The organism is Curvibacter lanceolatus ATCC 14669 (genome assembly GCF_000381265.1).
GTDB lineage: Bacteria > Pseudomonadota > Gammaproteobacteria > Burkholderiales > Burkholderiaceae_C > Curvibacter > Curvibacter lanceolatus.
Genome location: NZ_KB906266.1, coordinates 1 through 18,107 on the forward strand (window position 1 = coordinate 1; position 18,107 = coordinate 18,107).

Consider the following 18,107-nt stretch of genomic DNA (forward strand, 5'->3'; position numbering starts at 1 on the left):
AATCCAATTCAAAGTCTGGTTATGCCAAGACGCAATACAAAAAATAAAATCTGATTCCAAACTCTATGAATTCGCCAGGCTGTTGCTAACCAACAGCCCAGCACCAAGTTATGCCTGATGACCATAGCGAGTTGGTCCCACTCCTTCCCATCCCGAACAGGACAGTGAAACAACTCCGCGCCGATGATAGTGCGGGTTCCCGTGTGAAAGTAGGTCATCGTCAGGCTCTTACAGCCCTCAAAACCCCCTCCAGGCAACTGGCGGGGGTTTTGTCTTTGGCGCGCTGAAAAATCATGCTCCTCTCGATCCAAGCACAGTCAACATCGCTTCAAGGCATCAAGCGCCACACGCGGTGGGAAATTTTGCCCCTAATTCCGCCCATTGGATGAGCGTGCGTCTATGTGGCTCTTGCCCTTAAGTAAATTGCACGACAGGCAAATTCCTGAAAGTGGCCATAATTAGGTCCATGAGCTTCCTTGCTATAGATGTCGGAAACACACGCCTGAAATGGGCGCTGTATGAGGCCCCTTACCGGGGGGCGACCGTGTTGGCGCAAGGCGCTGAGTTCTTGGAGAACGTCGACAAGTTGGCCGACCATGCATGGGCGTCATTGACGCCCCCGGATCGCATGCTGGGGTGCATTGTTGCGGGCGAGGCCGTGAAACGGCGGGTCGAAGAGCAGATGGAAATATGGGATGTGCCTCCCAAGTGGGTGGTTTCGACTCAGGCCGAGGCAGGACTGCAGAACGGGTATGACCACCCGACCCGCCTGGGATCTGATCGCTGGGTCGCCATGATTGGCGCACGGCACCGGATGTTGAGCCGTGGAGAGCGATCGCCCCTGATTGTTGTCATGGTCGGAACGGCGGTGACCGTGGAGGCGATTGATCCTGATGGCGTTTTTTTGGGAGGTCTGATCCTCCCAGGGCATGGGATCATGCTCAGAGCGCTTGAATCGGGTACGGCTGGCCTTCATGTCCCAACCGGTGAGGTCAAGCTCTTTCCAACCAATACCAGTGATGCCTTGACCAGTGGGGGGACCTATGCCATCGCGGGAGCCGTGGCACGCATGGTCGATCACCTAAGAACCCATTGTGGACAGGAGCCGCAGTGTGTCATGACTGGGGGGGCGGGTTGGAAGATGGCGCCCAGCATGTCCGTTCAGTGCGAGTTGGTTGACAACCTCATTTTCGATGGACTGCTGGAGATTGCTGCGCGGCGCTTTCCGCCAACAGAACAGGCTTGATTGGTGCAGATGCGCTGTTCAGTGCGCCGTCAATTCGGTTTTGGCCAATTCGCAATAGAGCTGTTCAGAGGCATCGGCCGGAACACAGCTGGCGGCACGTTCGTAGAGCTGGTTTGCTTGATCATGGCTTGCATCTCCGTTTAGCATGACGAGGGCATTTGCATACTCAACCAAGCCGGCAGCAGAGTCCGGATTGTGATGAAGCGCTTCCGACAGAAGCTGCAAGCCCACATCTTTGCGCGCACCGTAGGTCATGCCGCCGATCAATGCCCCAACCTTGTCAATCACTTCGGCGTGAAATGCGCCTAGTGCAATGCGCGCTTCTACATGCTGTGGGCAGATTTGCAGGGTCCTCTCCAGAGAGTCCTTGACCTTGCTGCCCAGGCCCTGAGCCAAGGCTTTGGCCACACTGATGGCTTGGCTGTACCGGCCAAGCGCATAGGCCTGCAGAAACCACCCATTTTGATTGTGAGGTGTATGAACAGTTTGTGCGCCAGCACGCTGGGCGACATCCATGAACAGGTCCAGCCGGGCCTGTTCACTTTTTTCCAGGTAGCAGGCATATATGCAGGTCGCTTTGTTCGCAACGGTCATGCCACTTGATTCGCCTGCCGCTGCCGCTTCAAGGCCCAAAGTCCTGGCTTCAGCAAAATCGCCGTTGTGGAAGTGCACCCATGCCTGCTCCAGTAGCGGATGTTGGGGGTAGGGCTCTGCATCACCCGCATGCAGGCGAACCCAGGACTTCTTGAGTGACTCGACAGTGAAATTGAAGAGGCCCGGATGCGGAAAGGGTGACCAAGTTGCCATCGCTGTCTCCTCAGGAGGTCGTTGCTTGAAGTGGGCCGCAGTGCTCGCCCAATGAAAGTTCTTGCAGGAGCAGACGATCGTCAGCCTCAAGCCAAGGGGCGAGCAAGCTCAGCGCTTGGTGTGTTCCTCGCGCTGAATCGAGCTTTCCCTGCTCCGTGCTCGCCGCCAGACGCGGTGCTTGCACATACACATAACTGAACCAGTAGCAGAGCAGCACCATGAGATTCGATGCAGTCGTTGACACTTGGCTGGCGTCCATGTGAAGAACATTTCCAGCCCTGAGTCGCTGTAGAAGACTCGTCAGCGCGCCTGTTAAATCGATCTGGATCTGTTGGAAGTGGGTCTCAAGATGCCGGTTCTTACTCAGCAAATCGTTGAGGTCGCGGAAAAGAAAGCGATGCGACCAGTTCATTTCAAAAAGCCTTTGAAGCAGTTGCCACGAACCTTCCAGGTCATTGACCGTGATTGCATCCAGCAACAGTGGCCGGAGTTCGGCCTCGTAGCGGTCGAACAGGGCGTTCACCAATTCGTCTTTGGCCGGGTAGTGGTAGTACAAGTTGCCGGGGCTGATGCCCAAAGCTCCGGAAATCAGCGTCGTCGAGACATTGGGTTCACCGAACTTGTTGAACAGATCGAGCGAGACTTCGAGGATTCGCTCGGCAGTCCTGCGAGGCGCCTTTTTCACCATGAAGTCGTCTCCCAGTATTTTTTTTGAACCTGAATCCACTCTAGCCTAGCGACCCGAGCCCAGCTACTAGGGATCTTGCTAGCCTGTACAAGTGTGAACACCGCCGGGAAATCGAATGGTTCGCATTGATGGGGGCGAATGAAGCTCTGTAGTCGAATGAGATAATCCACGACTTTGGCTCCGGCTGAGCCGACTCCATCCAGGGCAGACAGATGATTCTCGTAACCGGCGGCGCTGGCTTCATTGGCGCCAATTTCGTGCTCGATTGGCTGGCTCAGAACGATGAGCCCGTGATCAACCTCGACAAGCTGACCTATGCGGGCAACCGCGAGAACCTTGCATCACTCGAAGGCGACGCTCGTCACCACTTCGTGCACGGTGACATCGGCGACAGCGCCCTGGTGGATGAACTGCTGCGGGTGCATCAGCCCCGGGCCGTGATCAACTTTGCCGCCGAGTCGCATGTGGACCGTTCCATTCACGGCCCCGAGGATTTCATCCAGACCAATGTGGTCGGCACCCTGCGCCTGCTCGAATCGGTGCGCGGCCACTGGAACGGTCTGGGTGCCGAGCAAAAGTCCAGCTTCCGATTCCTGCACGTGTCGACCGACGAAGTCTACGGATCCCTGTCCCCCACCGACCCGGCCTTCACCGAAGACCACCCCTTCGAGCCCAACAGCCCCTATTCGGCCAGCAAGGCCGCCAGCGACCACCTGGTGCGGGCCTGGCACCACACCTACGGCTTGCCGGTGCTGACCACCAATTGCTCCAACAACTACGGGCCGTACCACTTTCCAGAAAAGCTCATCCCCCTGATGATCGTCAACGCCCTGGCCGGCAAGGCCTTGCCCATCTACGGCGATGGTCAGCAGGTGCGTGACTGGCTCTATGTGAAAGACCACTGCAGCGCGATCCGTCGCGTGCTCGAGGGCGGGCGTGTGGGGGAGACCTACAACGTGGGTGGCTGGAACGAAAAGCCCAACCTCGAGATCGTGCACACCGTGTGTGCGCTGCTCGATGAACTGCGCCCGCGCAGCGATGGCAAGCCTTACCGCGAGCAGATCACCTACGTCAAAGACCGGCCTGGCCACGACCGCCGCTATGCCATTGATGCCCGCAAGCTCGAACGCGAACTGGGTTGGAAGCCGGCCGAGACCTTCGAGTCCGGCATCCGCAAGACCGTGCAGTGGTACCTCAGCCATGAAGACTGGGTGAGCCACGTGCAAAGTGGCGCCTACCGCGACTGGGTGCAAAAGCAATACGCCAGCGAAAGCGCCGCATGAGCCTGCACATCCTGCTGCTCGGCAAAAACGGCCAACTGGGCTGGGAGCTGCAGCGAGCCCTGAGCCCGCTGGGCCGGGTCACGGCGCTGGATCGCCACAGCACTGAACACTGTGGTGACCTCAGCCGGCTCGACGAGTTGGCTGCCACGGTGCGCACCTTGTGCCCTGATGTCATCGTCAACGCGGCCGCCCACACCGCAGTCGACCGCGCAGAAAGCGAGCCCGAACTCGCCCGAACCCTCAACGCCCTGGCCCCAGGCGTGCTGGCCCGTGAGGCGGCTCAACTGGGCGCCACCCTGGTCCACTACAGCACCGACTACGTGTTCGATGGCAGCGGCGAGGCCCCCTGGCAAGAGGGTGACGCCACCGGCCCGCTCAGCGTCTACGGCCGCACCAAGCTGGAGGGCGAGCAGTTGGTCCAGCAAAGCGGTGCACGGCACCTGATCTTTCGCACCAGCTGGGTGTATGCCGCGCGCGGTGGCAACTTTGCCAAGACCATGCTGCGCCTGGCCGCAGAGCGCGAACGCCTGACCGTGATCGACGACCAGTTTGGCGCGCCCACTGGGGCGGATTTGCTGGCCGACCTCAGTGCCCACGCCATCCGCGCCGTACAACAGCGCCCCGAGTTGTCGGGCCTGTACCACGCCGTGGCGGCAGGCCAGACCACCTGGCATGACTACGCCCGCTATGTGATCGACCATGCGCGCCGTGCCGGGGTGCCCCTCAAAACGCCTGCTGACGGCATCGCCCCCGTGCCCACCAGCGCCTTCCCGACGCCGGCCCGGCGCCCGGGCAACTCGCGCCTGAGCACCGCCAAGCTGCAGGCGGCGTTTGAGCTGGTCTTGCCTGATTGGCAGCAGGGCGTGGCCCGCATGCTCGACGAAATCCTGCCTGCGACACAGGCCCCCAAGGGCTGATCAAGCTGCCAAGAACATCAGGGAGAAACACACATCATGACCACGCAACGCAAAGGCATCATCCTGGCCGGTGGCTCCGGCACCCGGCTGCACCCGGCCACGCTGGCCATCAGCAAACAACTGCTGCCGGTGTACGACAAGCCCATGGTGTACTACCCGCTCAGCACCCTGATGCTGGCGGGCATGCGCGACATCCTGCTCATCAGCACGCCGCAAGACACGCCTCGCTTCCAGCAGCTGCTGGGTGATGGCAGCCAGTGGGGCCTGAACCTGCAATACGCCGTGCAAGCCAGCCCCGACGGCCTGGCCCAGGCCTTCATCATCGGCGAGCCCTTTGTGGGCAACCACCCCAGTGCCCTGGTGCTGGGTGACAACATCTTCTACGGCCACGACTTCGTGCCCCTGCTGGCCAATGCCGATGCCCAGACCGCCGGCGCCACGGTGTTTGCCTACCACGTCACCGACCCCGAGCGTTACGGCGTGGTGGCCTTCGACAAGAGCGGCAAGGCCAGCAGCATCGAAGAAAAGCCCCCCGTCCCCAAGAGCAACTACGCCGTCACCGGCCTGTACTTCTACGACCAGCAGGTGGTGGAGATTGCCAAGAGCATCCGCCCCAGCGCGCGCGGTGAGCTGGAGATCACCACCGTCAACGAAACCTACCTGCAGCGTGGCCAACTCAACGTGCAGATCATGAAGCGCGGCTACGCCTGGCTGGACACCGGCACCCACGACAGCCTGCTGGAGGCCGGCCAGTTCATCGCCACCCTCGAGCGCCGTCAGGGCCTGAAGGTGGCCTGCCCCGAAGAGATTGCCTGGCGCAATGGGTTCATCAACAGTGAACAGCTCGAGCGCCTGGCCCAACCCCTGGCCAAGAACGGCTACGGCCAATACCTGCTGCGCCTGCTCAAGGACGAAGCCCAATCATGAACGTCATTCCAACCGCCATCCCTGAAGTCCTGATCCTCGAGCCCAAAGTCTTTGGCGACGCCCGAGGCTTCTTCTTCGAAAGCTTCAACCAGAAGGTCTTCAACGAGGCCACCGGCCTGCAAGTCGAATTCGTGCAGGACAACCACAGCCGCTCCACCAAGGGCGTGCTGCGCGGGCTGCACTACCAGCTGCAGCAGGCCCAAGGCAAGCTGGTGCGCGTGGTGCGCGGCTCGGTGTTCGATGTGGCGGTGGACATCCGCAAAAGCTCAGCCACCTTCGGGCAATGGGTGGGGGTGGAACTCAGCGAGGACAACCATCGCCAACTGTGGGTGCCGCCCGGTTTTGCACATGGCTTTGTGGTGACCAGCGACAGCGCCGACTTTCTGTACAAGACCACCGACTACTACGCGCCGCAATACGAGCGCTGCATTGCCTGGAACGACCCCGCCCTGGCGGTTCAATGGCCCGATGTGGGTGAGCCGCCGCGGCTGTCGGCCAAGGATGCACTCGGTGTGCCCCTGGCTCAGGCTGAGGTATTTGCCTGAACCCGCTCGCGCACTTCAGACTGGTACCGCGCTGAAGCGGTAGATGCCATCCGCGTCCAGCGTGCGCTGCAGCAGCCCCTGAAACCACAGCGCGTGCAGGTGGGCCACGGCCTCACCCATGGCAAACGAGGTCTGATGCAGATCCAGCGGGCGTTTGAACATCACGGGCAGGATGTCCGCCCCGCAGCATGGCCGCTCTTGGCAGGCCTGCAAGACCTCGGCCAGGCGATCGCGGTGGTGCTCATGCAATTGCCGGATGCGTTGCTGCAGGCCGCGAAACGGCTTGCCGTGGGAGGGCAGCGTCAAGGTGTCCGCCGGTAGCGTGGCAAATCGATCGACCGAATCCAGAAACAGCTTCAGCGGGTTCGACTCGGGCTCGATGTCGAACACGCTCACATTGGTCGAGATGCGCGGCAGCATCATGTCGCCCCCCAGCAGCAGGCCCAGCGTGGGGCAGTGCAGGGCAATGTGTTCCGGGGCATGGCCATAGCCGCTGATGCACTGCCAGTCGTGGGCCCCGATGCGCACGGTGGCACCGTCCATGAGGCGGTGAAAGCGGGCCGGCATGGCCGGCACCATGCTGGGGTAGTAACGCGTGCGGCCCCGGATCTTGTCCACCGCCTCGGGGTCGCTCAGTCCGTGGGCGGCAAAAAAGCCGGCGGCGTCCGGCCCGCCGAAGCCGGTCGTGCTCTGCGACCCCAGTCGGGCCGCGTAATAGTCGGTGGCACTCATCCACAAAGGCGCGTTCCAGCGTTCACACAGCCAATGGGCCAGCCCGACATGGTCGGGGTGCATGTGGGTGACCAGCACCCGCAGGATGGGCAGTCCCTGCAGTTGTGTGGCAAAGATCTGCTCCCAAAGGGCCTTGGCGTCGTCACTGGCGATGCAGCAGTCCACCACGGTCCAGCCTTTCACACCATCGAGCTCGTCGGCCAGCAGCCACAGGTTGATGTGGTTCAGCGCGAAAGGCAGCGCCATGCGGATCCAGCGCACCCCGGGAGCCACCTCCAGCGTGTGGCCGGGCTCCGGCAGGGCCTCGCCAAAAGGGTAGTCCAGTTCCAGTTCGAGTGCGTTCATGGTGTGGGGCCTTCGTCCGGGCTTGTGGGGTGGTGTTGCCGCTGTGTGCGCCAGGATTGACGTTGACGTAAGCGTCAGATGTAATCGGCCCATTCTAGGCAGGCGTGCACAGGGCAGATGTCACCGCCGTGCTACCGATTCCACCCGTTTTTTCCATGGCCACCACCTACACTATCAGCGACCTCGCCCACGAATTCGACCTCACCACCCGCGCCATGCGCTTTTATGAGGACATGGGGCTGCTGCAACCGCTGCGCGAGGGGCCTGGCGGGCGCACCCGCATCTACACGGCCCGCGACCGCACCCGGCTCAAGCTCACCCTGCGCGCCAAGCGATTGGGGCTGTCCCTGTCGGAGGCGCGTGAAATCATCGACATGTACGACAGCCCGCGCGACACCGGGCCGCAGCTGCGCAAATTCCTCGATGTGCTGGCCGGCCACCGCCGTCAGCTCGAAGAACAGATGGCCGATCTCCAGGCCAACCTCGAAGAGGTCAAGGTGCATGAAAAGGAGGCCCGCGCCCTGCTTGCCAAGGCCAGCAAGGTGCAGGGCGCCGAGGCGGACACCTTGCCGCCGGCCCCGCCTCAACCCGCCGCCACAGCGGCACCGACCCGCAAGCGCCGCGCCGCCTGATCCAGTGGCGCCCTTCAGGGTGTCTGAGGTGGTCTTTCACTAATTGACGTTTACGTAAACGTCAATTAAGCTGCCGGCCCATGAACCGATCCACTTCCGACCAGGCCGCAGGTGTCCACGCGCTGGAGGCCCTGCATGCCCGCATCGAGGCCAGTCTGGCCCGCCAGGGGCTGATGCAGCACCTGGGGGCGCGCCTGCTGCGGGTCGAGCCCGGCCTGTGCGAAATCGCCTTGCCCTATTCCGAGCGGGTGACCCAGCAGCAAGGCGGCTTTCATGGCGGTGCCATGGGCGCGCTGGCCGACATCGCTGGCGGCTACGCCGGCCTGTCGGTGCTCGACGAGGGGCTGGAGGTGGTCACGGTCGAATACAAGATCAACTTCCTGGCCAGCTTCCACGGGGGTGAACTCCACGCCCTGGGCCGGGTGGTCCGCCCCGGCAAGCGGGTCATCGTGACCACGGCCGAACTCTTTCACGTGGCGCCCGACGGGCGCCGTCAATCCTGCGCGGTGATGCAGCAGACGCTGGCACCGGTCCCTCAAAAATACTGAATCTCAAGGAGACTCCCATGAACCTGCCCGGCCTCAATTTCCAACTGGGTGACGACATCGATGCCCTGCGCGACGCCGTGCGCGACTTTGCCCAGGCTGAGATCGCTCCCCGCGCGGCCGAGATCGACCGCAACGACCAGTTCCCCATGGATCTGTGGCGCAAGATGGGCGAGCTGGGGGTTCTGGGCATCACCGTGCCTGAAACCTATGGCGGCGCCAACATGGGTTACCTGGCCCACATGGTGGCCATGGAGGAAATCTCCCGGGCCAGCGCCTCGGTTGGCTTGTCCTATGGTGCGCACAGCAACCTGTGCGTGAACCAGATCAACCGCAACGGCACCGAGGCCCAGAAGGCCAAGTACCTGCCCAAGCTGATTTCGGGTGACCACGTGGGCGCACTGGCCATGAGCGAGCCCGGCGCCGGTTCCGACGTCATCAGCATGAAGCTCAAGGCCGAAGACAAGGGCGGCTACTACCTGCTCAATGGCAACAAGATGTGGATCACCAACGGCCCCGATGCCGACACCCTGGTGGTCTACGCCAAGAGCGAGCCCGAGCTGGGCGCCCGTGGCGTCACCGCCTTTCTGATCGAAAAGGGCATGAAGGGCTTCAGCATCGCGCAAAAGCTCGACAAGCTCGGCATGCGCGGCAGCCACACCGGCGAGCTGGTGTTCAACAACGTCGAAGTGCCGGCCGAGAACATCCTGGGCGGCCTCAACATGGGTGCCAAGGTGCTCATGAGCGGGCTCGACTACGAGCGTGCCGTGCTCACCGGTGGCCCGTTGGGCATCATGCAGTCGGTGATGGACAACGTCATCCCCTACATCCACGACCGCAAGCAGTTCGGTCAGAGCATCGGCGAGTTCCAGCTCATCCAGGGCAAGGTGGCCGACATGTACACCGTGCTGCAGGCCGGCCGCTCGTTTGCCTACACCGTGGCCAAGAACCTCGACCTGCTGGGCACCGAGCACGTGCGCCAGGTGCGCAAGGACTGCGCCAGCGTCATCCTGTGGTGCGCCGAGAAGGCCACCTGGATGGCGGGCGAGGGCGTGCAGATCTTCGGTGGCAATGGCTACATCAATGAATACCCGCTGGGCCGCCTGTGGCGCGATGCCAAGCTCTACGAGATCGGCGCCGGCACCAGCGAAATCCGTCGCATGCTGATTGGCCGCGAGCTGTTTGCGGAGACTTGCTGAGCCTCAAGCAACTGACATGCACAGCCGCTAACATCGCCGCATGACTTCTCCCTCCAGCCTTCAGCATCTGATCGACAACAACCGCGTTTGGGCGGCCCGAATGGAGCAGGCCCGCCCCGGCTTTTTCAGCCAGCTGGCCCAGCAGCAAAATCCCAAGTACCTCTGGATCGGCTGTTCCGACAGCCGTGTGCCGGCCAATGAGATCACGGGGCTGGATCCGGGCGAGGTGTTCGTGCACCGCAATGTGGCCAACGTGGTGGTGCACTCCGATCTGAACGCCCTGTCGGTGATCCAGTTCGCGGTCGATTACCTCAAGGTTGAGCACATCATGGTGGTGGGCCACTATGGTTGCGGTGGCGTGTTGGCCACCTTGCGTGGCATGCGTGTCGGCCTGGCCGACAACTGGCTGCGCCATGTGCACGATGTGAAGGTGCGCCATCGTCGCCGTCTGGATCACCTGAGCATGGCCGAGCAGGAAGATGTGCTGTGCGAGATGAACGTCATCGAGCAGGTCGGCAACGTCGCCCTGACCAATGTCGTGCAAGACGCCTGGCACCGGGGCCAGAAGCTGGCCCTGCACGGCTGGTGCTATGGCCTCCAGGACGGGCTGGTCAACGACCTGCATGTCAGCATGCAAGGCCCCGACGATGTGATGCCCATGTTCCGCAACGGCCTCAAGCGCTACCCGCGCGGCGTGGCCATCTGAGTGTCTGAGCGGCGGGGCGTGAGCCATGTTTCCATCCCGGCTTGACGCTCCCCAGGCCCATGGCATCGCCCGGGCCATGATGGACGGTTTTAACCGCCATTACCGTCTCTTCCGCACCGAGTCGGCCCGCGCCAAGCACCGCTTCGAGACCTGCGACTGGCATGGCCAGCAGCGTGCCCAGCGCGAGCGCATCGAGTTTTACGGCCTGCGCGTCAAGGAATGCGTGATGCGCCTTGAGAAAGAGTTCAAGGCCGGGGCCCAACCCATGGACGTGTGGCAGCAGGTCAAGCTGCACTACATCGGCCTGCTGGTCGATCACCACCAGCCCGAGCTGGCCGAGACCTTCTTCAACTCGGTCACCACCAAGATCCTGCACCGCACCCATTTCCACAACGACTTCATCTTTGTGCGCCCGGCGGTCAGCACCGAATACATCGAAAACGACGAGCCCGGCGCCCAGCCCAGCTTCCGGGCCTACTACCCCTCGCGCGCCACGCTGCCCGAGGTCCTGACCCAGCTCATCGAGCATTTCCGGCTGCAGCGTCAATTCGAAGACCTGCCCCGCGACGTGGCCAGCGTGCTGCAGGCCCTGCACCAGCGCCTGGGCGATGTGAAGCTGCGCACCAACTTCCAGATCCAGGTGCTGTCCAGCCTGTTCTTCCGCAACAAGGGCGCGTATGTGGTGGGCAAGCTCATCAATGGCTTCAACGAACTGCCGTTTGCCCTGCCCATCCTGCACAACAGCCGGGGTCAGTTGCGCATCGACGCGGCCCTGTTCGGCGAAGACGATCTGCAGATGCTGTTCAGCTTTGCGCGTGCCTACTTCATGGTCGACATGGAGATCCCCTCGGCCTACGTGCAGTTCCTGCGCTCGCTGATGCCGCGCAAGCCGCGCGCCGAGATCTACAACGCCCTGGGCCTGGCCAAGCAGGGCAAGACCCTGTTCTACCGCGATTTTCTGGCCCACCTGCGCCACTCCACCGACCGCTTCCGCATCGCACCCGGCATCAAGGGCATGGTCATGCTGGTGTTCGATCTGCCCTCGTTTCCCTTCGTCTTCAAGCTCATCAAAGACTACTTCCCGCCGCCCAAGGACACCACGCGCGAGCAGGTCAAGGGCAAGTACCTGCTGGTCAAGCAGCACGACCGGGTGGGGCGCATGGCCGACACGCTGGAGTACAGCGAAGTGGCCTTCCCGCGCGAGCGCTTCAGCGACGAACTGATCGCCGAAATCCAGAAGTTCGCCCCCAGCCAGCTCGAGATCAGCGACCGCGATGGCGACGGCCGCACCGAGGTCATCATCAAGCACCTCTACATCGAGCGCCGCATGATCCCGCTCAACCTGTACCTGCAAGAGGCCTTCGACCAGGGGCTGGAGCACCCGGCGGCGCGGGCCCAGATCGAGCGCAGCGTGATCGAATACGGCAACGCCATCAAAGACCTGGTGGCTGCCAACATCTTCCCGGGCGACATGCTGTGGAAGAACTTCGGCATCACGCGCCACGGCAAGGTCGTCTTCTACGACTACGACGAGATCGAGTACATCACCGACTGCAACTTCCGCCGCGTGCCTGAGCCCCGCAACGAAGAGGACGAACTCTCGGGCGAGATCTGGTACAGCGTCGGCCCCCGCGATGTGTTCCCCGAAACCTTTGCGCCTTTTCTGCTGGGCCACCCCGCGGTGCGCGAGGTCTTCATGCAGCACCACGCCGACCTGTTGGAGGCGGGCTTCTGGCAGCAGCACCAGGAGCGCATCCAGGCCGGCCACGTGCACGACATCTTTCCGTACGAGCGCAGCCGGCGCTTCTCACCCTCGCAGGCCAGCCAGGCCTCATGAAGGGCCACCCCCATCCCAGTCAGCCATTCCAGTCAGTCATACCAACACCAGGAGATCACCATGTCCGAATCCATCGTCATCGTCGGCGCCGCCCGCACTCCCATGGGCAGCTTCCAGGGCGACTTCAGCAGCCTCGCGGCCCACGACCTGGGCGGCGTGGCCATCCGTGCCGCCGTCGAGCGCGCAGGCGTCTCGCCCGATGCGGTGGGCGAGGTGCTGTTCGGCAACTGCCTGATGGCCGGTCAGGGCCAGGCCCCGGCGCGCCAGGCCGCGTTCAAGGGCGGTCTGCCCAAGGGGGCGGGGGCCGTCACCTTGTCCAAGATGTGTGGCTCGGGCATGAAGGCCGCCATGTTCGCGCACGACATGCTGCTCGCCGGCACCCACGAGGTGATGGTGGCCGGCGGCATGGAAAGCATGACCAACGCCCCCTACCTGCTGCAGAAGGGCCGTGGCGGCTACCGCATGGGCCACGACCGCATCTTTGACCACATGATGCTCGATGGCCTGGAAGACGCCTACGAGCCCGGCCGCTCCATGGGCACCTTCGGCGAAGACTGCGCCGCCAAATACAGCTTCACCCGCGAGCAGCAGGACAACTTTGCCGTCACCAGCGTGCAGCGTGCCAAGGCGGCCACCGAGTCAGGCGCCTTCGCAGCCGAGATCGCACCGGTCACCGTCAAGTCGCGCTCAGGCGAGACCGTCATCTCGGTGGACGAGGGCCCCGGCAAGGTCAAGCTCGACAAGATCCCCGGCCTCAAGCCCGCGTTCAAGAAAGACGGCACCATCACCGCCGCCTCCAGCTCGTCGATCAACGACGGCGCCGCCGCCCTGGTGATGATGCGCGAGGCGACCGCCCAGAAGCTGGGCTGCCAGCCCCTGGCCCGCATCGTCAGCCACGCCACCCACGCCCAGGAGCCCGAGTGGTTTGCCACCGCCCCGCTGGGCGCCACCCAGAAGGCCCTGGCCAAGGCCGGCTGGTCGGCCGCCGACGTCGACCTCTGGGAAATCAACGAGGCCTTTGCCGTGGTGCCCATGGCGCTGATGACCGAGCTGAAGCTGTCGCACGACATCGTCAACGTCAACGGTGGGGCCTGCGCCCTGGGCCACCCCATCGGCGCCAGCGGCGCCCGCATCATCGTCACGCTGCTGCACGCGCTCAAAGCCCGTGGCAAGAAGCGCGGCCTGGCCACCCTGTGCATCGGCGGCGGCGAGGCCACGGCGCTGGCGCTCGAGCTGCTTTGATGAACCCCTGAGGCGGCCCATGATCAGCACCCTGGAGCAACTGCGCGCCCTGTACCCACCGCCGGCCGAGCGCCCGCGCCTCAAGCAGATGGCGCAACTCGACCGGCACGCACGGCGCTTCATCAGCCTGTCGCCCTTTTGCGTGCTGGCCTCGGCAGGGGCTGCGGGTCAGTGGCTGGACGCCTCGCCGCGTGGCGGAGCCCCTGGCTTTGTGCACACCCCCGACGAGCACACCCTGCTGTTGCCGGATTCCTCGGGCAACAACCGCCTCGACACCTTGCAGAACCTGGTGCAAGACCCGCGCATCGGCCTGCTGTTCATGATCCCGGGTGTGGACGAAACCCTGCGCGTCAACGGGCAGGCCCGGCTGCGCGACGAGGCCGAGTTCACCCAGCGCTTTGCCGAAGGGCGTCAGCCCCCGAAGCTGGTCATTGAGGTGCGGGTGCAAGAGGCCTACCTCCACTGTGCCAAGGCCTTCATGCGTTCGCGCCTGTGGCGGCCCGAGGCCCAGCAGCCGCGCAGCGTGCTGCCCACCCTGGGCGAGATGCTGCACGACCAGATCGGGCTGGCCACGGCGCCCGAGTCACAGGCCCAGATGGTGGCGCGCTACCAGGCCCAACTGCAACAGGAAGGCCTGGGCTGAAGCCCGAGGCCTGTTTCACGGAGCATCCCCATGAGCACCACTTTGATCATCGGCGCCTCGCGCGGCCTCGGCCTGGAACTGGCGCGCCAGGCGCTGGCCGCCGGCGAGCGCGTCATCGCCACCGTGCGCAGTGATGACGCGCGCAGCCAATTGCAAGACCTGGGCGCCCAGGTGCTCAAGCTGGACGTGGCCGATCCGGCCAGCGTCAGCGGCCTGTCGTGGCAGCTTGATGGCGAAAAGATCGACCTGGCCCTCTATGTGGCCGGCGTCATGGACCGCGGCAACGCGCTCTCCCCACCCACGCGGGAGCACTTCGATGCCGTCATGCACCCCAATGTGCTGGGGGCCATGCAGGTGCTGCCCCAGATCATGCCCATGGTCGAAGAGGCGGGCGGTGTGTTTGCCGCCATCTCCAGTTCCATGAGCCAGATCGGCAGCGTGCCCAACAGCAGCGCCTGGCTGTACCGTGTCAGCAAGGCCGCACTCAACATGGCGGTGGCCGCGGCCCAGCACGATTACCCACGCGCCACCCTGGTCACCATCGACCCGGGCTGGGTGCGCACCGACATGGGGGGCGAGTCCGCTCCGCTGACGGTCGAGCAAAGCGTGCAGGGCCTGCGCCGCACCCTGGCCGGCCTCACCCCGGCCGACCGTGGGCGCCTGCTGCACCACGATGGCCGCCGCGCCAGCCACTGGTAAAGCCTGCGCAGGCCGAAGCCCCCTCAGAACAACGATCCAGGAGACCCGAATGCTGTTGACCCAAGACCAGGAAATGATCCGCGACGCCGTGCGCGACTTCGCCCGCGAGCAACTCTGGCCCCATGCCGCCCGCTGGGACCGCGAGCACCACTTTCCCAAAGAAGCCCACCAGGGCCTGGCCGCACTGGGAGCCTATGGCATCTGCGTGCCCGAGGCCTATGGCGGCGCCGAGCTGGATTACGTGAGCCTGGCCCTGGTGCTTGAAGAGGTGGCCGCTGGCGACGGCGGCACCAGCACGGCCATCAGCGTCACCAACTGCCCGGTCAACGCCATCCTGATGCGCTATGGCAACGAGGCCCAGAAGCAGCAATGGCTGGTGCCCCTGGCCCAGGGCCGCATGTTGGGCGCCTTCTGCCTGACCGAGCCCCACGTGGGCAGCGATGCCTCGGCCTTGCGCACCACGGCGGTCAAACAGGGCGACGAGTACGTCATCAACGGCGTCAAGCAGTTCATCACCAGCGGTCAGAACGGTGACGTGGCCATCGTGATCGCCGTCACCGACAAGGCCGCCGGCAAGCGCGGCATGAGTGCCTTTCTGGTGCCCACCGCCAACCCGGGCTATGTGGTGGCTCGGCTGGAGGACAAGCTGGGCCAGCACAGCAGCGACACGGCCCAGATCAATTTCGACAACTGTCGCATCCCGGCCGAGAACTTGATCGGTGCCGAGGGCGAGGGCTACAAGATCGCCCTGTCGGCCCTGGAAGGCGGCCGCATCGGCATTGCCGCGCAAAGCCTGGGCATGGCGCGCAGCGCCTTTGAAGTGGCCTTGGACTACGCCCAGCAGCGCGAGAGTTTTGGCACCGCCATCTTCAACCACCAGGCGGTGGGCTTTCGCCTGGCCGACTGTGCCACCCAACTGGAGGCGGCGCGCCAACTGATCTGGCATGCCGCCGCCCTGCGCGACGCCGGCCGCCCCTGCCTCAAGGAAGCCGCCATGGCCAAGCTCTTTGCCAGCGAGATGGCAGAGAAGGTCTGCAGCGCCGCGATCCAGACCCTGGGCGGCTATGGCTACGTGAAAGACTTTCCGCTGGAGCGCATCTACCGCGACGTGCGCGTGTGCCAGATCTACGAAGGCACCAGTGACGTGCAGAAGATCATCATCCAGCGCGCCCTGGCCTGATTGGGCGGGCCGCCCCGGCCGCCGTCTCGTAGAATCCGGGCCTTTGCCCCGGCCGGCAACGGCCTGTCTGCGTGATGGCTCCTTCTGACCCCTGCCCCTGCGGCCGCCTGGACGCTCGCCGCCGCCCCTTGGCCTGGGCGGATTGCTGCGGGCGCTTTGTCGACCACTTTGATCACACGCCCGCACCGGACGCCGAAAGCCTGATGCGCTCGCGCTACAGCGCCTTCGTGCTGCAGCGGCGCGACTACCTGCTGGCCACCTGGCACCCCGACACCCGCCCCAGCGAGCTGAGCTTCGAGCCCGCACCGCGCTGGCTGGGCCTGGAACTGCGCGGTCACTGGCCCGATGGCGAGCGCGCCCAGGTCGAGTTCGTGGCCCGTTACCGGGAGCAGGGCCGCGCCGTGCGCCTGCATGAACGCAGCCGCTTCGTGCGCCAGACCCGGCCCGAGGCCGACGGCCAGGGCCTGCCGCGCTGGTACTACGTGGACGGCGAGTTCCCTGCCGCCCGCCCTTCTTGAAGCCAATCTTGAATTCTGGAGTTCAACCATGATGCGATTCGATGCGGTGCTGTTCGACTGTGATGGCGTGCTGGTGGACAGCGAACCCATCACCAACGGCCTGCTGCGCGACATGCTCGAAGAGTCGGGCTGGGTGATGAGCGCCGAGGAGTGCTTTCGCGTCTTTGTCGGCAAGGCGGTGCGTGACGAGCGGGCCAACATCGAGGCCCGCACCGGCAAACCCTTGACCGATGCCTGGATGGCCGAGTTCTACGCCCGTCGCAATGCGGCCCTGAACGAGCGCCTCACCGCCGTCGAGCATGTGCACGGCGCGGTCGAGCGGGTGCATGCCCACCACCAGGGGCGCATTGCCTGCGCCTCGGGGGCCGACCGGTTCAAGGTCAATCTGCAACTCGACAAGGTGGGCCTGAGCCCCTACTTCGAGGGGCGCATCTTCAGCGGGCACGAAATGCCGCGCAGCAAACCCGCCCCCGACGTGTACCTGGCCGCGGCCGACTTTCTGCAGGCCGACCCGCGCCGCTGTGCCGTGGTCGAAGACACCGTCACCGGGGTCACGGCGGGCGTGGCGGCCGGGGCCACCGTGTTCGCCTACTTGCCGTCTCAGACCCTGCACGACAGCCGTGGCGCCCTGCTGGCCGCGGGCGCCGTGCAGGTGTTCCGCAGCATGGCGGAGCTGCCCGCCTTGCTGGGCTGCTGAACCAGGGGCGTGGCTGGGTCTTGAAGCGGCCTGGCTTCAGGCCGGTGGCCCGGTGTCCGGCGCCGGGGTGGTCGGCACGCCCTGGTCCAGGGCGGCCTGGTGCTGCGCGGCCAGCGCGCGCATGAAGGCCGGCCGCTGCTGCAGGCGCTGCCAATAGGCCTGGATGGCCGGGCTCATGCGTTCCAGCAGGCCCAGGTGACCGGCCACCATCAAGGCGTAGCCCACCGACACATCGGCGGCCGTGAAACGCCCGCCGCACAGCCAGGGCGCGCCCGTGGCCAGTGCCGCGTCCACCGCTTTGAGCCGGGCCAGAAACCAGCGGCTGTAATCCTCCGCCACCTGGGGTTGGCGCCGCTCGGGCGGCTCGAAGCGGCCATAGCGCAGCACCAGCGTCTGCGGAAAGGTCAGGGTGGCCTCGCCCTGGTGCAGCCAGTTCAGCCAGGCGGCGTAATCCGGCTCGTCGGGGGCCACGGCCAGCGGGGTGCCGGGTACCCGGCTGCTCAGGTACTGGCAGATGGCGGCCGACTCGGTCATGCGCACGGCGCCGTCCTCCAGCAAGGGCACGGTGCCCAGCGGGTTGTCGGCCAGAAAGTCACGTTGCCAGACCCGGGGCGGAAAGGGCAGCATGCGCAAACGGTAGGGCAGGGCCAGCTCCTCCAGCATCCACAGGGGGCGGAATGAACGGGCACTGACGCAGTGATGCAGCGTGATCATGGGGG

Annotated in this window: 20 protein-coding genes and 1 rRNA gene; 17 read left to right on the forward strand and 4 right to left on the reverse strand. The window is 64.4% G+C overall.

All coding sequences use genetic code 11. The features are described 5' to 3' along the window. The first annotated feature begins 113 nt into the window (after positions 1 to 113). Positions 114 to 226: ribosomal RNA gene (rrf, locus tag F624_RS0121330) — 5S ribosomal RNA — on the forward strand. Between the two features lie 240 nt (positions 227 to 466). After that, the gene (locus F624_RS0121335) at positions 467 to 1,246 is read left to right on the forward strand and encodes a type III pantothenate kinase (protein WP_019576388.1); all 780 of its coding nucleotides are present in this window, start codon (positions 467 to 469) and stop codon (positions 1,244 to 1,246) included. A gap of 18 nt (positions 1,247 to 1,264) precedes the next feature. On the opposite strand, the gene F624_RS0121340 is transcribed toward F624_RS0121335, so the two are convergent. Both F624_RS0121340 and F624_RS0121345 read right to left on the reverse strand, forming a co-directional pair. Beyond that, positions 1,265 to 2,053, reverse strand: a complete 789-nt coding sequence (locus F624_RS0121340; protein ID WP_031255775.1) for a tetratricopeptide repeat protein — start codon at positions 2,051 to 2,053, stop codon at positions 1,265 to 1,267. A gap of 10 nt (positions 2,054 to 2,063) precedes the next feature. Beyond that, on the reverse strand, positions 2,064 to 2,741 hold the full coding sequence (locus F624_RS0121345) for a TetR/AcrR family transcriptional regulator (RefSeq protein ID WP_019576390.1): 678 nt from the start codon (positions 2,739 to 2,741) through the stop codon (positions 2,064 to 2,066). A 212-nt stretch (positions 2,742 to 2,953) separates the two neighbouring features. Here F624_RS0121345 and rfbB point away from each other — a divergent pair, with 212 nt between their 5' ends. Genes rfbB through rfbC form a run of 4 tightly spaced genes read left to right on the forward strand, consistent with a single transcriptional unit; the run spans position 2,954 to position 6,413 of the window. Further along, positions 2,954 to 4,024: a dTDP-glucose 4,6-dehydratase gene (gene rfbB, locus F624_RS0121350; RefSeq protein WP_019576391.1), complete on the forward strand. Its 1,071-nt coding sequence runs from the start codon at positions 2,954 to 2,956 to the stop codon at positions 4,022 to 4,024. Between the two features lie 2 nt (positions 4,025 to 4,026). Next, positions 4,027 to 4,941 (forward strand): dTDP-4-dehydrorhamnose reductase, encoded by a 915-nt coding sequence (gene rfbD / locus F624_RS0121355; protein ID WP_031255777.1) that lies wholly within the window; start codon positions 4,027 to 4,029, stop codon positions 4,939 to 4,941. A 36-nt stretch (positions 4,942 to 4,977) separates the two neighbouring features. Then, complete coding sequence (gene rfbA, locus F624_RS0121360; RefSeq protein WP_019576393.1) at positions 4,978 to 5,868, forward strand: glucose-1-phosphate thymidylyltransferase RfbA; 891 nt, start codon at positions 4,978 to 4,980, stop codon at positions 5,866 to 5,868. Then, positions 5,865 to 6,413 carry a dTDP-4-dehydrorhamnose 3,5-epimerase gene (gene rfbC, locus F624_RS0121365; RefSeq protein ID WP_019576394.1) on the forward strand — a complete coding sequence of 183 codons (549 nt, stop codon included), beginning with the start codon at positions 5,865 to 5,867 and terminating at the stop codon, positions 6,411 to 6,413. Before rfbA ends, rfbC begins: the two co-directional genes overlap by 4 nt. Positions 6,414 to 6,428: 15 nt before the next feature. On the opposite strand, the gene F624_RS0121370 is transcribed toward rfbC, so the two are convergent. Next, the gene (locus F624_RS0121370; protein WP_019576395.1) at positions 6,429 to 7,490 is read right to left on the reverse strand and encodes an MBL fold metallo-hydrolase; all 1,062 of its coding nucleotides are present in this window, start codon (positions 7,488 to 7,490) and stop codon (positions 6,429 to 6,431) included. A 155-nt stretch (positions 7,491 to 7,645) separates the two neighbouring features. Here F624_RS0121370 and F624_RS0121375 point away from each other — a divergent pair, with 155 nt between their 5' ends. The 11 genes from F624_RS0121375 to F624_RS0121425 all read left to right on the forward strand — a co-directional run bounded on the left by F624_RS0121375 (position 7,646) and on the right by F624_RS0121425 (position 17,388). Next, a complete protein-coding gene (locus tag F624_RS0121375; protein ID WP_019576396.1) occupies positions 7,646 to 8,122 on the forward strand; it encodes a MerR family transcriptional regulator in 477 nt (158 codons plus the stop codon). A gap of 80 nt (positions 8,123 to 8,202) precedes the next feature. Then, positions 8,203 to 8,670 (forward strand): hotdog fold thioesterase, encoded by a 468-nt coding sequence (locus F624_RS0121380; protein ID WP_019576397.1) that lies wholly within the window; start codon positions 8,203 to 8,205, stop codon positions 8,668 to 8,670. Positions 8,671 to 8,687: 17 nt separating this feature from the next. After that, entirely contained in the window at positions 8,688 to 9,866 is a 1,179-nt protein-coding gene (locus F624_RS0121385) for an isovaleryl-CoA dehydrogenase (RefSeq protein ID WP_019576398.1), read from the forward strand. Between the two features lie 40 nt (positions 9,867 to 9,906). Beyond that, complete coding sequence (can, locus tag F624_RS0121390) at positions 9,907 to 10,572, forward strand: carbonate dehydratase (RefSeq protein WP_031255781.1); 666 nt, start codon at positions 9,907 to 9,909, stop codon at positions 10,570 to 10,572. 25 nt (positions 10,573 to 10,597) lie between these two features. Further along, positions 10,598 to 12,409 carry a bifunctional isocitrate dehydrogenase kinase/phosphatase gene (gene aceK, locus F624_RS0121395; protein ID WP_031255782.1) on the forward strand — a complete coding sequence of 604 codons (1,812 nt, stop codon included), beginning with the start codon at positions 10,598 to 10,600 and terminating at the stop codon, positions 12,407 to 12,409. Between the two features lie 60 nt (positions 12,410 to 12,469). Beyond that, positions 12,470 to 13,651 carry an acetyl-CoA C-acyltransferase gene (locus tag F624_RS0121400; protein ID WP_019576401.1) on the forward strand — a complete coding sequence of 394 codons (1,182 nt, stop codon included), beginning with the start codon at positions 12,470 to 12,472 and terminating at the stop codon, positions 13,649 to 13,651. A 19-nt stretch (positions 13,652 to 13,670) separates the two neighbouring features. Further along, positions 13,671 to 14,294, forward strand: a complete 624-nt coding sequence (locus F624_RS0121405; protein ID WP_019576402.1) for a pyridoxamine 5'-phosphate oxidase family protein — start codon at positions 13,671 to 13,673, stop codon at positions 14,292 to 14,294. 30 nt (positions 14,295 to 14,324) lie between these two features. After that, positions 14,325 to 14,993 (forward strand): SDR family oxidoreductase, encoded by a 669-nt coding sequence (locus F624_RS0121410; protein WP_019576403.1) that lies wholly within the window; start codon positions 14,325 to 14,327, stop codon positions 14,991 to 14,993. Between the two features lie 49 nt (positions 14,994 to 15,042). Next, positions 15,043 to 16,173: an acyl-CoA dehydrogenase family protein gene (locus F624_RS0121415; protein ID WP_019576404.1), complete on the forward strand. Its 1,131-nt coding sequence runs from the start codon at positions 15,043 to 15,045 to the stop codon at positions 16,171 to 16,173. 74 nt (positions 16,174 to 16,247) lie between these two features. Beyond that, positions 16,248 to 16,691: a YchJ family protein gene (locus F624_RS0121420; RefSeq protein WP_019576405.1), complete on the forward strand. Its 444-nt coding sequence runs from the start codon at positions 16,248 to 16,250 to the stop codon at positions 16,689 to 16,691. 31 nt (positions 16,692 to 16,722) lie between these two features. Then, positions 16,723 to 17,388: an HAD family hydrolase gene (locus F624_RS0121425; protein ID WP_031255784.1), complete on the forward strand. Its 666-nt coding sequence runs from the start codon at positions 16,723 to 16,725 to the stop codon at positions 17,386 to 17,388. Positions 17,389 to 17,424: 36 nt separating this feature from the next. Here the strand turns inward: F624_RS0121425 and F624_RS0121430 are convergent, their stop codons facing one another. Further along, on the reverse strand, positions 17,425 to 18,102 hold the full coding sequence (locus tag F624_RS0121430) for a glutathione S-transferase family protein (RefSeq protein ID WP_031255786.1): 678 nt from the start codon (positions 18,100 to 18,102) through the stop codon (positions 17,425 to 17,427). Positions 18,103 to 18,107: the final 5 nt, after the last annotated feature.

Excerpts from the sequence above, each read along its gene's own strand:
- rfbB (WP_019576391.1), top strand. The coding sequence starts at position 2,954 with ATGATTCTCGTAACCGGCGGCGCTGGCTTCATTGGCGCCAATTTCGTG.
- rfbA (WP_019576393.1), top strand. The coding sequence starts at position 4,978 with ATGACCACGCAACGCAAAGGCATCATCCTGGCCGGTGGCTCCGGCACC.
- F624_RS0121345 (WP_019576390.1), bottom strand. The coding sequence starts at position 2,741 with ATGGTGAAAAAGGCGCCTCGCAGGACTGCCGAGCGAATCCTCGAAGTC.
- F624_RS0121420 (WP_019576405.1), top strand. The coding sequence starts at position 16,248 with ATGGCTCCTTCTGACCCCTGCCCCTGCGGCCGCCTGGACGCTCGCCGC.
- can (WP_031255781.1), top strand. The coding sequence starts at position 9,907 with ATGACTTCTCCCTCCAGCCTTCAGCATCTGATCGACAACAACCGCGTT.
- F624_RS0121335 (WP_019576388.1), top strand. The coding sequence starts at position 467 with ATGAGCTTCCTTGCTATAGATGTCGGAAACACACGCCTGAAATGGGCG.
- F624_RS0121415 (WP_019576404.1), top strand. The coding sequence starts at position 15,043 with ATGCTGTTGACCCAAGACCAGGAAATGATCCGCGACGCCGTGCGCGAC.
- F624_RS0121410 (WP_019576403.1), top strand. The coding sequence starts at position 14,325 with ATGAGCACCACTTTGATCATCGGCGCCTCGCGCGGCCTCGGCCTGGAA.
- F624_RS0121385 (WP_019576398.1), top strand. The coding sequence starts at position 8,688 with ATGAACCTGCCCGGCCTCAATTTCCAACTGGGTGACGACATCGATGCC.
- F624_RS0121370 (WP_019576395.1), bottom strand. The coding sequence starts at position 7,490 with ATGAACGCACTCGAACTGGAACTGGACTACCCTTTTGGCGAGGCCCTG.
- F624_RS0121340 (WP_031255775.1), bottom strand. The coding sequence starts at position 2,053 with ATGGCAACTTGGTCACCCTTTCCGCATCCGGGCCTCTTCAATTTCACT.
- rfbC (WP_019576394.1), top strand. The coding sequence starts at position 5,865 with ATGAACGTCATTCCAACCGCCATCCCTGAAGTCCTGATCCTCGAGCCC.
- F624_RS0121405 (WP_019576402.1), top strand. The coding sequence starts at position 13,671 with ATGATCAGCACCCTGGAGCAACTGCGCGCCCTGTACCCACCGCCGGCC.
- F624_RS0121375 (WP_019576396.1), top strand. The coding sequence starts at position 7,646 with ATGGCCACCACCTACACTATCAGCGACCTCGCCCACGAATTCGACCTC.
- F624_RS0121425 (WP_031255784.1), top strand. The coding sequence starts at position 16,723 with ATGCGATTCGATGCGGTGCTGTTCGACTGTGATGGCGTGCTGGTGGAC.
- aceK (WP_031255782.1), top strand. The coding sequence starts at position 10,598 with ATGTTTCCATCCCGGCTTGACGCTCCCCAGGCCCATGGCATCGCCCGG.
- F624_RS0121400 (WP_019576401.1), top strand. The coding sequence starts at position 12,470 with ATGTCCGAATCCATCGTCATCGTCGGCGCCGCCCGCACTCCCATGGGC.
- F624_RS0121380 (WP_019576397.1), top strand. The coding sequence starts at position 8,203 with ATGAACCGATCCACTTCCGACCAGGCCGCAGGTGTCCACGCGCTGGAG.
- F624_RS0121430 (WP_031255786.1), bottom strand. The coding sequence starts at position 18,102 with ATGATCACGCTGCATCACTGCGTCAGTGCCCGTTCATTCCGCCCCCTG.